Origin of the sequence: Paenibacillus hebaui (genome assembly GCF_051934385.1) — a bacterium.
Lineage (GTDB): Bacteria > Bacillota > Bacilli > Paenibacillales > Paenibacillaceae > Paenibacillus.
In genome coordinates this window covers 5,052,037-5,066,529 of the sequence record NZ_CP196836.1, presented here as the reverse complement: position 1 = coordinate 5,066,529, position 14,493 = coordinate 5,052,037, and the positions used below count along the sequence as shown (strand labels likewise).

Here is a 14,493-nt window from a genome sequence, read left to right as displayed (position 1 = left end):
ACAATTATTATGTCCTAGTCGAATACATTTATGTATGGGAGCATGATTGTCCATGCCGCTGTTGAAAGATCACACGTTCAAGATGAACTCGGGAATGAAGGGAAACGGACTTGCCTTTCAGGGTAATACAAGGATTCATCCAACATTCCCGAGTTTACGTTCCAGCCCATGCCTTTAACGACGCCGCTTTGGAGGGGATTGAATGAAAAAGATTTTTGTATTGGATACCAATGTGCTTCTGCATGACCCCAATGCCATATTTTCCTTTGAGGAACATGAGGTAATCATTCCCGCGGTTGTACTGGAGGAGATCGACTCCAAAAAAAGAAATGCCGATGAAATTGGTCGTAATGCCCGTAATGTATCGAGGCTGCTCGATGGGTTACGTGAACTGGGTCACCTGCACAGCGGGGTACCTTTGGCTAATGGCGGCAATCTGAAAGTAGAACTCAATCATCGGAGTTTCGTGAAGGTTCAGGAAATGTTTGGCGAAGTGTCCAATGATAATCGGATTTTGGCTGTCGCTCTGAATTATCAGATTGAGGAGAATGAAAAAGAAGTAGTCGAACGTCAAGTGGTGCTTGTCAGTAAGGATGTACTTGTGCGTATCAAAGCGGACGTACTTGGTCTGTTCACACAGGATTACTTATCGGATCGGACGGCAGGACTGAGTGAATTATATCCAGGCTATACGGCCCTGAAGGTTCACCCGTCGGTCATTGATGAGTTTTACACATATCGTTTTCTACCAATCAAACCGTTACAGTTGTCTTACTCGCTTTATCCGAATGAATTTGTCATTCTCAAGGATGAGATGGGAACGAACAAATCGGCGCTGCTCAAAGTAAATACAGAGGGAACGAAACTGGAGCCGCTTTTCCTGAGTAATGATAATGTCTGGGGCATCAGCGCACGTAACGCGCAACAGCGAATGGCTCTGGAGCTGCTACTGAATGATGACATTCCACTTGTCACGATTACAGGAAAGGCAGGAACAGGGAAAACCTTGTTGGCACTTGCTGCAGGTTTGCTAAAAGTGGAAGATGATCATAAATACAAAAAATTATTGATTGCTCGTCCTGTCGTTCCGATGGGAAAAGATATCGGTTACCTGCCTGGAGAGAAGGAGGAGAAGCTGCGTCCATGGATGCAGCCGATTTATGATAATCTGGAGTTCTTGTTTGACACCAAAAAAGCAGGGGATATCGATAAAATTTTGATGGGGCTTGGCAGTATTCAAGTTGAAGCTCTCACTTATATTCGTGGACGGTCCATACCTGGACAGTTCATCATCATCGATGAAGCCCAGAACCTGTCTCGCCATGAAGTGAAGACCATTGTATCAAGGGTAGGCGAGGGCAGTAAAATTATTTTGATGGGTGACCCTGAGCAAATTGACCACCCCTATCTGGATTCGGCGAGTAATGGTTTAACATATATCGTGGAACGATTCAAGCAAGAGGGGATCAGCGGACACATTATGTTGGAAAAAGGAGAACGTTCCAAGCTGGCTCAGCTTGCAGCGGATTTGTTGTAAAGAGTGGGAATTTTTATTTCCCGGAAAATGTTTTGATTGAACCGGCTCCTGAGCCGGTTTTTTTATTGCTGAAAAAATAACAATGAGTTATTACACAGAACTAGATATGCTCAGAGTATGCAAAATACCGAAAAAATGATTTTTAGCAGGGTAGGACAAGAGCACTATGTATTTGTTACAATGAATATTGCAGGAAAAAATTAGGGTATAAAGGAGGGGAAGTTAATGAGGCGTAGACATCAGGTTGTTCTGTTTGCAGTACTATTGCTTTCGTTAACCATCCTGTCACCGAGTTTTGACTTCAGAGGGACACAGCTTAATCAGGAACGGGACGAGGAAAAAGATTCGTTTCCTAATACTTCATCCCGTAATGAGGACACTCATTCACCTGTAGAGGTTGTAGTTTCAATGACTGAGACAGAGTTTCAGTTGTTTCAACAGTTAGCAAATAAAGTAGCCGCTTCGCAACTTGTGGAGATCCGTATTCGTAATCTAAAGCCAGATACATATAAGCGTGTGCTTAATAATGAATTTTTGGTAGGCGAGAGCGGAGATGTTATTCTTCTGGATAGCGCGGAAGTTCAATATCATGCCAAAAGAGGGCATTTATATCCGTTAAACGGTACAACGCTGTCCAAGTCTCTGGGAGAGACAGTGGTTGGTTTGAGGGAGATGACAGAGTGGAATGGGTATCAGTGGGGAATGCCGTTTGACTTGGACTCTTATGTACTCGCGGCGCACTCTTCATTCCTAGATGAGGCTGGTCTGGAAAGTTTGCCAGAAAACAAGGATCAGTGGATCCAACTGATACAACAAGCTTCTCCAGATGCATCGGATTTAATCACAATAAACATGAATGACCCTCTTGCAGCCAATGTGTGGTTGAATGAGTTTGATCCAGGGATGGCACCCAATACACTTAAAAAAGCTCTAACATCCTCTCAAACGGAGGGATATCAACAAGTAATAGAACTACTGGATCAGATCCAGCCGCATATTGCAGTTGACACAACGAATCCAGTACTCTCTTCCACTGTAAATCAAAAGGGGACTCCGATGATTGTTACGTTATTGTCGCGTTTGTTGAATGAACATCAAAGTGATGCTGACCAAAAAGGTTCAACAGAGAGGTTAGCCCTCGATGTGTTGGAACCCTTAAGATCAAGAAGTCTTGTTATCGCAGCGGGGTCACTTGAAGCGGACGAGGCGAGCAGATGGATTGAAGGTATGACTTCTTCTGCAGTACAGTCGGAATGGTACCAACAGGCGCACCGATTGCCCGCAAAGCAAAAGGAACTAGATCTGGAGTCACAGAAGCTGACAAATCAATATGATATGGCTGATGTAAAGTTGTGGCTTCCAATAGAATCAGTACCAACTATAATGAATGAAAACCTCGTATATTCGCCTGCATTCCAGAAGAAGGTCCAACAACTTCTCAAAGGAGAGGTTACAGCTAATCAATACGTAAACAGTGTTATTGTTACTGAGGCCTCATCAAAATGAAATAGCCAGCTTTACTTCTAGTACACCTTCACTTGTCGAGACATCGGTCGCTTTGACAAAGGATAGAATTTTCTGAGGGTAAAACCCGAGATCGAATTCCCGCTCCAGCATACGACGTGTAGTATCAGGTAGTTCAAATTGGTTAAAGACAAGTTTGTCTACATGAAAACGAATGGAGTTTTGAGGTTCATTCTCTACTGTATAATGTCCTTCAATGCTTAATTGCAACTGATCACGCTGGCCTGAAGCGGTAATGCGACCTTCGTCAAACTGAAAGGCAAAGTCCTCAAAGATGGAATTCTGTGAACGTAGAAATGTATTAAGTTCATCTTCCCCAATTTGAATCGTGTACGTTGTTCCGGTAGTGGATATTCCTCCGTTTTGTTCCTGAATAAAGTCCGGCAAGTTCTGCATGGCCGACGCCAACGCTTTGAAGTAACGTTTGACCTCGTATATACCGATGTTCTCCCAATAGAGGGTCAGTTCATCCATCAGTTTTTGAATCGCTGCCGCATCTCCGCTGGCGGCTACTTTGTTGTCTACTTCTTTTTGCAATGCAATTACGCGTTCCCGCTGATTTTGAAGATTCGTCTTCATTTCAGATAATTCTGCTGTCGTCTGACGAATTTGTGTGGAAGTCTGCTGCATACTGCGATAACGATCCTGGTACTTGTCCAGAACAGCCTGATCCCTGCCAATAATAATCTGATAGTAATCATACAGAATAAACAGATCTTTAAATGATCTTGCACCAAGAACCGTCATAAGCAGGCTATCACGTTCGCCGGTATAATAGGACCTCACCACAGCCCCAGCCCGATCTTGCTGAATATGTATCTGCTCTTCCTGTTCCTCAAGTTGGACCGATAACGTCTGAAGTTGTGTATCCAGCTGCTTCTGCCTTTCTGCAATACGCTCGATCTCATGATCGATTTCGACGATGGATAGGCTTTTTTGCAGTATTTCGCGTGTATCCTGAGGTGAAGACTCTCCATAGGCATATGTCGATGGTAGCTGGATCAATAATATAATGCTTACTAGGAAGGCAAGAATGCCGTATCGACGTTTCACCCATCATTCTCCTTTCATATCTCGATATCATATCATGAGTATAGGCTATCTCTCCCAGACAATATATGAAACCAATACGCAAAATATCCTTAGTGGTTACATAACCCCACGAACAATCATTTAATTAGAAAATGACAAAAAAGCAATCCGACTGTAGCCGGATCGCTTTGATGCTGCTGGCGGATTAGAGCGGCAAATCCATTTGGAATACGGTCCAGTAGCTGAACCCTGTGAATGTCACGATCATATAACCCCAGAAGAGCAATATGTACGTTCGTTCGGTAAATTTCAAATATCCCAAAATGACAAAAAACGCAGTCTGCAGGAAAAAAAGCAAAGCCATTTCGACCAGATCTCCCGCAAAAGCCATCAGGCCAATCGCAAGCGTGAAGAACCCGAGTACCCGAAACATGCGTGCCACGGTAAGTCCTCCTCTCCTATATACGATCATAGATTGTCTACATAACATTATACCGAGAAAGGAAAAAGGTGTAAACAAAATTGGATATGAAAGCGAATTCTTTTTTTGACCGCAAGGATCTAAAGAATAGTTTCTTTTGCATGTGTAACGTATGAACACGCATAAATATGGAAATACATTTTAGTATGAAATCAATTCTATGAACTCTATGAGAGGCATAAGAATGAATGAAGCAGCTTTTATACCTAATTCACATGCCGGGAGACCCGGTAATGGGGACGGTTATTTTAGGATGTTGTTAGGAGGGTATTATAGCATGACTGCAGTGAGACAGGATGCTTGGAGTACAGAGGATGATTTGATATTGGCTGAGGTTACTTTGCGTCATATTCGGGAAGGGAGTACACAACTGGCCGCTTTTGAAGAGGTAGGCGAAAAAATAGGCAGAACCTCTGCCGCTTGCGGTTTTCGCTGGAACAGCTGTGTGCGTAAAAAGTATGAGTCTGCCATTAGCAATGCCAAGGCTCAACGCCAGAAACGGAGCTATCTCCGAAAACAGCCAGCATTGCTGGGTCCGCAGGTGGCCGCTTTGTCTACACTGGATACAGAAGAAAATCTGTATAAAGCGGATGGGATCTCGGAAGAATCGCTTTCCATTGATGCGGTAATTCGATTCCTGAGACAATGGAAGGGCACGGTGCAGGAGAACGGCCGTCAGCTTAAAATGCTTGAGAAGGAGTTGCGTGAAAAAGAGGATGAACTTCTTGAACTGCGCAGTGAGAATGACCGTCTGTCCAAGGAAGTGAATGAGGTACAGACTGATTATCGTGTCGTGAACGACGATTATAAAGCACTGATTCAGATTATGGATCGGGCTCGCAGACTCGCATTTTTGTCAGAAGAGGAAGAAGAGCTCAAAACGCGCTTCAAAATGGATGCTAACGGGAATTTGGAACGAATTGAATAACAGCAAACAGTGCTTGATTATCAGTATTAGATTAGGACCCGTCACACCTCCGTTACATAACGGCGGGCATGACGGGTTTTTTGTTTTCTTTTTTTGTTCTATTATAGAAGATAGCGAGTATGGAAGCAGGGGGAGGTGGGCTTTAGTATGTTCATTGACGTAATAGGAGCGGGGTCACTGGGTCTTTTGTATGGCGGGAAGCTCCAGGCTGCAGGTTTCCAGGTTCGGTTCTGGACCAGAACGGCTGAACAGGCTGACCAACTAAACAGAGACGGGTTGAGGATAACCGAGCGGGAAAAGACAATACGGATCCCTTCCGGCCTTGTTCAGGCTAAACCGATTAAGGAGTTATCTGAAGTATGGCAGCATTCGCCCGGGGAATGGTTATTATTAATGGTCAAGCAGACGGGAATAGATCATGTCATACGTGAAATCGATATATTAAAAGATCAAGCCATGAACATCGCCTGTTTTCAAAACGGGGTTGGCCATTTGGAAAAACTAGAAGCGGCTATGCCCCATTCCAACATATATAGTGTCATAACAACTGAAGGGGCGAAACGTGAGCAAGGTGGGGTCATACGTGCAGGCAAAGGAGAAACCTGGCTGGGTAAAAGTACATATTTGATTAACTCGAATTTGGCTCAAATGGATCAAGATCAATCCAATAGTCTACCGGGACTTTTGCAGCAGGCAGGATTTGACTGTACAGTGTCGAATGAAATCGATAAGCTGATTTACAGGAAGCTGCTAATCAATGCGGTCATTAACCCTCTTACGGCCCTATGGCGTCTACCCAATGGTGATTTAATTACGAATGAAAAGCGAATCACCCTGATGCGTCAGCTCTATGATGAGGGAATGGCGGTATATCAAGCGAAAGGTATACAATTGGACTCGGATATATGGGAACATATCCTGTCCGTCTGCCGCTCCACAGCCTCTAACACATCCTCCATGCTTTCGGATGTTCTTCATGGACAACGAACAGAGGTGCAATCGATCAACGGACAAATTGTAAGCATGGCGTGTCGGTGCGGCTTGGCTGCTCCAATGCATGAAATACTGGTTCATCTAATTGAAGGAATGCAACCGGAAGGAGTGAGTTGATGGGTTTCTTTATTGTGCTGAGCATACTACCGTTTTTTCCATTCGTTATTGTCTACTGGGTGATGTACGGATGGAAGAAAGATAAGCCTGCTGCATTACGGACTGCAATGGATGTTACAACGGTATTTCTAATTTTCTCTGTATCGGCGTTATTCAACTTAACATTTGACTCTAATTTTGGCTTTTATTTAACGCTTTTGCTTATACTACTAGCGCTTGGATTTATCGGGGGGGCTCAAAATAGACTTAAAGGGAGGGTCGATGGGGGTAGAATGTTCCGGGCCGTTTGGCGCATGGCTTTTATCATGATGAGTTTTGGCTATATTTTGTTTACTATATTTGGATTATTTAGATACTTCATGAAGTTGATGTGAGAATACATAACGCAAAAGGCCTAAAAAATGTGTCGATTTTGTCGAATACTGAAAAAAACATTACTTTCTGAAAAAGTAATGTAGATTTTTTTGACCGGTGGTTGTATAATCTATAAACATAAACTACATCAATCTAGGGGGAACGTGTTAGATGAAAAGGAAAAGTCTATTAGTCCTTTTGACGCTGATTTTGGCGTTCGGTACCGTACTTGCAGCGTGCGGATCGAAAGATGAAGGCAAAAACAACCCAGGAACTGGTTCTGCAGGCGAGGAAAGCGGTCTCGCAAAAGATCAAACCCTGAAAATCAACCTGTCAGCTGAACCTCCTACGTTGGACCCGGCTCAAGCAAAAGACAGCCAAACCAACACTGTTCTGAAATTTTTGTATGAAGGTCTTGTTCGTATCGACGCTGATGGCAAAGAAGCACCAGGCGTAGCTAAAGACTGGAAAATCTCCGAAGATGGTTTGAAATATGTTTTCAACCTGAACCCGGATGCAAAATGGAGCAATGGTGATGCAATCACTGCTGAAGACTTTGTACGTTCTTGGGAACGTGCTTTGAAACCGGAAACGGCTTCTCCTTATGCTTACCAATTGTATTACATCAAAGGTGCTGAGGGTTACAACCTGAGCAAAGACGAAAAATATAAAGGTACTAAAATCACAGATTTCTCTCAAGTAGGTGTTAAAGCTACGGATGAGCACACTCTGGAAGTAACATTGGAAAACCCAACACCTTACTTCTTGGGTCTGACAGCATTCTATACGTACTACCCAGTACACAAATCTGCTGACACTAATGACAAATTCTTCACAGACTACAAAAACATGATCGTTAACGGACCGTTCACTATGGATCAATACGCTAAAGGTCAAAAAATTGTTGTGAAGAAAAACGAAGGCTACCATGCAGCTTCCGACATCAAATTGTCTGAAATTAACATGTCTCTGACAAGCAGCAGTGCTTCCGAGTTGCAAGCTTACAAATCAGGACAATTGGACTACACTGGTCATCCGAATGGTGAGATCCCAACAGACCAAATTCCTTCTCTAAAAGCGGAATTGCCGGACGAGTTTAAAGTTACTGGTATTGCAAGTACGTACTACTATCAGTTCAACGTGCATGAAGCACCTTTCAACAATGTTAAAATCCGTAAGGCTTTTGCAATGTCGATCCAGCGTCAACTGATTGTTGATAAAGTAACACAAGGTGGACAAATTCCAGCATTCGGATATGTACCTCCAGGTATCCGCGGTGAAAAAGCTGAGTTCCGTGACGAGCACAAAGATGACTACTTCACTGAAAATATGGATGAAGCTAAAGCTTTGCTTGCTGAAGGTATGAAAGAAGAAGGCTACACTACACTGCCAGCGGTAACGCTGATCTACAACACTAGTGATAATCACGCGAAGATCGCTCTTGCTGTTGCTGACATGTGGAAGAAAAACCTTGGTGTTGACGTGAAAACGGAAAACCAAGAGTGGGGTGTATTCCTTGAGAACCGTCAAAACCAAAACTTCCAAGTCGCTCGTGCGGGCTGGTCTGCAGACTATAACGATCCATACAACTTCTTGGAAATGTGGACAACAGGTAACACAAACAATGATACTAAATTCAGCAACGAACAGTTTGACAAAGATGTTAAAGAAACTGTAAAATCAGCGGATGCTGCTACACGTATGGCTGCTTTTGCCGATGCAGAGAAAATCCTGATTCAAGATGAAATGGTAGTAATGCCGATCTATTACTACACTAACGTAGCTTTGACCAAGCCTTATCTGAAAGGCGTGCAACTTGATTTCAGTGGAGCGATTGACTTCACTCGTTCATATCTGGAAGAGAAATAAGTTGTTCTGAAGTCCATATGATAACTTCGGGATATATATGTGGAATTCCATATATATCCCGATTTTTTTGTTTGTGCATCGATTTTCCTTATAATTCTTGAAATTTCCGATAAATGGATTGGACTTTATTTCTGTCTAATTCTACAATCGATTTGTATACAAAATATTGTTTGTGGAGGTGTGCAAGGGTTGGTTAAGTACGTGCTGAAAAAACTGCTATTTATGCTGCTATCGCTTTTCATACTCGCATCAGCAACCTTCTTCCTGATGAAAGCTATCCCGGGTGACCCTTTTACATCCGAGAAAAAAGTATCACCTGAAATTCGGGCGCTTTTGGAAGTTAAATATGGTCTGGACAAGCCGATGTATGAACAATACCTGAAGTATATGGGTGGAATTCTCAAGGGTGATTTCGGGGTTTCGATGAAATACCTGAATCAGGAAGTATCCGACATGATCACTCAAACATTTACAGCCTCTCTGAAGCTGGGAATCTTTGCGATCATTATCTCTATTATTGTGGGTGTTCTACTGGGGCTTCTTGCCGCAGTTTACCATCGTAAGCTGATTGATGATGTGACCATGATCTTCGCTGTTATTGGGATCGCTGTACCGAGTTTCTTGCTTGCTTCCCTGTTGCAATATCTTTTTGCATTCAAACTCGGCTGGTTTAACGTTATGGGCTTCGACGGGCCGCTCGACTATGTGCTCCCGGTTGCAGCGCTGTCGGCATCACCAATTGCCTTTATCGCACGTTTGACGCGTTCAAGCATGTTGGAAGTGTTGCATGCAGATTACATCAAGACAGCCAAAGCCAAAGGTTTGAAATGGCCGGCTATTATGTTCAAACACGTTTTGCGCAACGGTATTTTGCCAGTAGTTACTTATGTAGGTCCAATGACAGCGAACATTATTACGGGTTCTGTTGTTATTGAACAGATCTTTAACATTGGTGGTATTGGTAAAGTATTCGTAGAGAGTATTACGAATCGTGATTATACGATGATTATGGGGATTACCATCTTCTATGGCATTCTCTTGATGTTTGCACGTTTCCTTACAGATATTGCTTACGTACTGATTGATCCTAGAATTAAGCTGGAAAGCCGGAAGGGGGCATAACGTTGTCTGGCAAGAATAACAACAATAATGAAACGGCGAACACAGGCCTGGATAGTCAGGCAGCGTTGAAATCGCAAGAAAGTGTATCGCTATTTAAAGACGCTATGTACAGACTTGCAAGCAACAAGGCTGCTATGATCAGCTTGAGTGTTCTAGTCCTTGTTGTCATTTTCTCTTTGATTGGTCCAACTTCGTTATTCTCAAATTATACTTATTATTCCAATGATCTGCTTAATGCCAATGCAGCCCCTAGTGCTGAGCACTGGTTCGGTACAGACGAACTAGGTCGCGACGTGTGGGTGAGAACCTGGATAGGTGCACGTGTGTCTCTTACTGTAGGTTTGGCAGCAGCTTTGATTGACCTTATCATCGGTGTGATATACGGAGCGATTATGGGCTTCTATGGTGGGCGTGTTGATGGTATCATGAACAAGTTCTCCGAGATTCTGTACTCCCTGCCATACATGCTCGTTGTTATCCTGTTGCTGGTTGTATTGGAGCCGAGTTTGACAACTATTATCATTGCCCTCACCATTACAGGCTGGATCAGTATGTCCTGGATTGTACGTGGTGAGATTATGCAACTCAAAAATAGAGACTTTATTCTTGCTGCTCGTTCCATGGGCGCAAGCACAGGACGTCAACTCTTCCGTCATTTATTGCCAAATGCTATTGGACCCATTCTTGTTACATTGACTTTGTCCATTCCAAATGCCATCTTCGCAGAAGCGTTTCTGAGCTTCCTGGGCTTGGGGGTTTCGGCACCAAGATCTTCCCTGGGTTCAATGATCAACGACGCTCTAACAGGCTGGACGCTGTATCCTTGGCGGATGTGGTTCCCTGCAGGTCTGATGGTTATGACAATGCTCGCATTTAACTTGCTTGGTGATGGTCTGCGCGACGCGCTTGATCCGAAATTACGTAAATAGAAATAGGAGGTGGGATTATGGAGCCGATTATAACAGTCAAAGACTTGAGTGTGTCGTTCTCGACGCGTTCGGGTGAATTTGATGCCGTTAAAAATGTGAGCTTTGAACTTGGCAAAGGAGAGACGCTGGGGATCGTAGGTGAATCTGGTAGTGGTAAGAGTGTTACTGCCCAAACCATCATGAAATTGATTCCCTCCCCGCCTTCGAAAGTCAAAAGCGGAGAGATTACTTTTCATGGGCAGGATCTGCTGAATAAAACGGATAAACAGATGGAATCCATCCGTGGTAAAGATATCGGCATGATCTTCCAAGATCCGATGACTTCATTGAACCCTACCATTAAAGTAGGTAAACAAATTACTGAAGTATTGCGTAAGCATCAAAATATGTCCAAAAAAGAAGCGGAAAAAAGAGCTTTGGAAATGCTTGAGCTTGTAGGCATCAAAGATGCGAACGTGCGTATGAATCACTACCCACACCAATTTTCCGGTGGTATGCGTCAGCGTGCCATGATCGCGATTGCCCTTGCATGTCGTCCTTCTCTTCTGATTGCGGATGAACCAACTACGGCGCTTGACGTTACCATTCAAGCTCAGATCCTCGATTTGATGAAAGATATGCAGCAGAAGCTTGGAACATCGATCATGCTCATCACGCATGACCTCGGTGTAGTAGCAGGGATGTGTGACCGGGTTGTTGTTATGAAGGAAGGCGAGGTTGTTGAAACAGGAACAACTGCCGAAATCTTCAGCAATCCTCAGCACCCGTATACGATCAAATTGCTGAATGCTCTTCCACGCCTGGACGAGCCTAAGAAAGAAAAACCTGCTCCAGTTGGTATTATCAAAGGTGCCAACAAGCCGCTGGTCCAAGTGAAGAATTTGAAACAATACTTCAATTTGGGTAAAGGCAATGTTCTCAAAGCGGTTAATGATGTCAGCTTTGATATTTTTGAAGGCGAAACACTTGGGGTTGTAGGTGAGTCTGGTTGTGGTAAATCTACAACAGGCCGTACGATTCTTCGTCTTTATGAGCCAACAGGCGGAAATGTTAACTTCAATGGAACAGATATCTACAAATTGTCTCCACGCAAAATGAAAGAAATGCGTAAAGATATGCAGATGATTTTCCAGGATCCGTACGCGTCTTTGAACCCACGTTTCAACGTTATGGATATTATCGGTGAATCACTTGATATTCATGGTTTGGCTTCCAGTTCAAAGGAACGGAAGAGAAGAGTGGAAGAGTTGCTTGATTTGGTAGGCTTGAACCCAAGCCATGCACTCCGTTATCCACATGAATTCTCTGGTGGTCAAAGACAACGGATCGGGATTGCTCGTGCGCTGGCTGTAGACCCTAAATTCATCATCTGTGATGAGCCATTGTCTGCACTGGACGTATCGATTCAGGCTCAGGTCGTTAAATTGCTTGAAGAGCTTCAGCAACGTCTCGGCTTGACGTATCTGTTTATTGCGCATGACTTGTCCATGGTTAAACATATCAGTGACCGGGTAGCTGTAATGTACATGGGAAAAGTGGTGGAATTAGCAGAGAGTGAAGAACTGTATGCTAATCCTATACACCCTTACACCAAAACATTGCTGGCTGCGATCCCTGTACCTGATCCGGAAGTGGAAGCGAATAAACGTCGCATTTTGCTGCCTGATGAACAAGTCGGCCCAATGCATAATGGATCGGGCGGTCCTGCTAATGACCCTTATAACTTGGAGAATGCTCAATTGATTGAGATTTCCAAGGGTCACTGGGTGGCAGAACCTTACGTATAAAAAATGCACAAATCAATATGCTATTATTCATGCATATCAACCGCCGACCTGTTCGGCGGTTTTTTTTGTATTTAATTACTTTCTTTTGACGAAGAGCCCTTGAATCGGTACAATCAAGAAAGGCTCTTTGAAGCAGAATAGGAGGCAGACCTCATGAAAGGTATTATCGAGGCACTTCGCAGCGGAACACGACTTGCAGAAGACTATGTCTGTTCAAAAGATGCTGCGCGAGCCCTTTACGAATATGACATTCGCTGGGAATCGGGGCTTCATGCACGTGCCGATTGGCTGGACCAATCAGAGAACACACGTATAACCCGTCAAAGCCTGGCAGAGTATCTACGTCTATATAATAAGCGGGTCAATGATCATGATGCAGTACATGAATCGATCACACGTCTCGCGGAACAAGATGCATTGGTTGTTACGGGAGGACAGCAAAGCGGTCTTCTAACCGGACCCTTGTTTGTAATATACAAGGCGGTCAGTGTAATTACGGCTGCACGTGAAGCAGAGAAAAGGCTAAAACGCCCGGTGGTGCCTGTATTCTGGATCGCAGGTGAAGACCATGACTGGGATGAAGTGAACCACACGTACTTGCCTGATTCCCGTGGAGACATGACAAAGCTCAAGTTACAAGGGCGATTCGCAGGAAGAGATTCTGTGAGTTATGTCCGGATTGAAACGGAACAGTGGGTGACTGTGTTGGAGCAGTTGGAGCAGCTGTTACCGGATACAGTTCATAAACCACAATTGATGAAACTAATCACCGAGATCCATAAGTCCAGTTCGAATCTCAGTGATGCATTTGCCAGGCTGATATCTGCATTGTTTGGCAGCAGTGGGCTTATCCTGATGGATGCTGCTGATCCAGCTCTACGCAGACTTGAACGGCCTGTATTTGAACGATTGATTCGTGACAATGAGCCATTACGCAAAGCATACACACAAGGTGCTTCTGCATTAGAAGAAGCCGGATATGCAATGCCAGCTGAAGTATCGGAAGATGGGGCTAATCTGTTTTACATTCATGAAGGAGCACGTTTGCTTCTGATGTTAAAAGATGGTTTGTTTAGTGACCGTAAAGGTCTGGTTTCATTTACAGAAGAGCGTCTGCTTCAGGAACTTGAGGAGTATCCTGAGCGGTTCAGCAACAATGTGTTGACCAGACCACTAATGCAGGACTCCATTTTACCTGTAGCAGCTGTCATTTTGGGTCAGGGAGAGATCGCATACTGGGGATTAACGCGGGAAGCCTTCCGTCAGTTCGGTGTGCAGATGCCTATCTTGTTACCACGCTTGTCCTTCACCATCATGGAAGATGTTCATCACAAACATATGAAGCACTATGGGCTATCTTTCCAGGATGTTCAATATCGTATGGAAGAGAAGAAGGAACGTTGGTTAGCACAGCAGGAGACATTCCAGGTAGATGAACAATTTGAGAAAGTCCAGCAAGCATTTGCCGATCTTTATCGTCCATTGCTTGATCAGATCACGGAAATCGATCCAGGTCTGGACCGAATTGGAGCTACCAATCTGACCAAAATTAATGAACAAATGCAGTATCTGAAGCAGAAGACACATAAAGCGATTGAGGATAAACATAACGTGAGTCTCAGACACTGGAATGGGATGCAAAATTCACTCTTTCCAATGAATAAACCGCAGGAACGAGTACATAATGCACTCTTTTACCTGAACCGTTATGGTACCAAATGGATTGATGAACTGATAGAAAGTCAGCGTGAATTCCGTGGAGAACATCAAGTGATCACACTATAGTGGCCTTTAATAATAGAAGGAATATATAATCGAGG

The 14,493-nt window shown here is 43.8% G+C and carries 12 protein-coding genes; 10 read left to right on the top strand and 2 right to left on the bottom strand.

The window, feature by feature from the left end; genetic code table 11:
- Window positions 1–202: 202 nt before the first annotated feature.
- Both ACR32F_RS23020 and ACR32F_RS23015 read left to right on the top strand, forming a co-directional pair.
- On the top strand, window positions 203–1,537 hold the full coding sequence (locus tag ACR32F_RS23020) for a PhoH family protein (RefSeq protein WP_440111110.1): 1,335 nt from the start codon (window positions 203–205) through the stop codon (window positions 1,535–1,537).
- A 225-nt stretch (window positions 1,538–1,762) separates the two neighbouring features.
- Window positions 1,763–3,043, top strand: a complete 1,281-nt coding sequence (locus tag ACR32F_RS23015; RefSeq protein WP_440111108.1) for an extracellular solute-binding protein — start codon at window positions 1,763–1,765, stop codon at window positions 3,041–3,043.
- On the opposite strand, the gene ACR32F_RS23010 is transcribed toward ACR32F_RS23015, so the two are convergent.
- Window positions 3,035–4,114, bottom strand: coding sequence for a coiled-coil domain-containing protein (locus ACR32F_RS23010; protein ID WP_440111106.1), 1,080 nt, complete (start codon window positions 4,112–4,114; stop codon window positions 3,035–3,037). The genes ACR32F_RS23015 and ACR32F_RS23010 overlap by 9 nt on opposite strands.
- A gap of 184 nt (window positions 4,115–4,298) precedes the next feature.
- Window positions 4,299–4,535 carry a DUF2626 domain-containing protein gene (locus ACR32F_RS23005; RefSeq protein ID WP_053781237.1) on the bottom strand — a complete coding sequence of 79 codons (237 nt, stop codon included), beginning with the start codon at window positions 4,533–4,535 and terminating at the stop codon, window positions 4,299–4,301.
- A gap of 316 nt (window positions 4,536–4,851) precedes the next feature.
- On the opposite strand from ACR32F_RS23005, the gene ACR32F_RS23000 reads away from it, so the two are divergent.
- The 8 genes from ACR32F_RS23000 (at window position 4,852) to bshC (ending at window position 14,458) form a co-directional block, all read left to right on the top strand.
- On the top strand, window positions 4,852–5,502 hold the full coding sequence (locus tag ACR32F_RS23000) for an RsfA family transcriptional regulator (protein ID WP_440111104.1): 651 nt from the start codon (window positions 4,852–4,854) through the stop codon (window positions 5,500–5,502).
- Window positions 5,503–5,649: 147 nt separating this feature from the next.
- A complete protein-coding gene (locus ACR32F_RS22995) occupies window positions 5,650–6,612 on the top strand; it encodes a ketopantoate reductase family protein (protein ID WP_440111102.1) in 963 nt (320 codons plus the stop codon).
- Complete coding sequence (locus ACR32F_RS22990; RefSeq protein WP_440111100.1) at window positions 6,612–6,986, top strand: DUF3397 domain-containing protein; 375 nt, start codon at window positions 6,612–6,614, stop codon at window positions 6,984–6,986. Before ACR32F_RS22995 ends, ACR32F_RS22990 begins: the two co-directional genes overlap by 1 nt.
- Before the next feature lie 151 nt (window positions 6,987–7,137).
- A complete protein-coding gene (locus ACR32F_RS22985) occupies window positions 7,138–8,835 on the top strand; it encodes a peptide ABC transporter substrate-binding protein (RefSeq protein ID WP_440111098.1) in 1,698 nt (565 codons plus the stop codon).
- Between the two features lie 189 nt (window positions 8,836–9,024).
- Complete coding sequence (locus ACR32F_RS22980) at window positions 9,025–9,957, top strand: ABC transporter permease (protein WP_440111096.1); 933 nt, start codon at window positions 9,025–9,027, stop codon at window positions 9,955–9,957.
- Between the two features lie 47 nt (window positions 9,958–10,004).
- Complete coding sequence (locus ACR32F_RS22975) at window positions 10,005–10,886, top strand: ABC transporter permease (RefSeq protein WP_440119992.1); 882 nt, start codon at window positions 10,005–10,007, stop codon at window positions 10,884–10,886.
- A 17-nt stretch (window positions 10,887–10,903) separates the two neighbouring features.
- Entirely contained in the window at window positions 10,904–12,673 is a 1,770-nt protein-coding gene (locus ACR32F_RS22970; RefSeq protein ID WP_440111094.1) for an ABC transporter ATP-binding protein, read from the top strand.
- A 153-nt stretch (window positions 12,674–12,826) separates the two neighbouring features.
- Entirely contained in the window at window positions 12,827–14,458 is a 1,632-nt protein-coding gene (bshC, locus tag ACR32F_RS22965; RefSeq protein WP_440111092.1) for a bacillithiol biosynthesis cysteine-adding enzyme BshC, read from the top strand.
- Window positions 14,459–14,493: the final 35 nt, after the last annotated feature.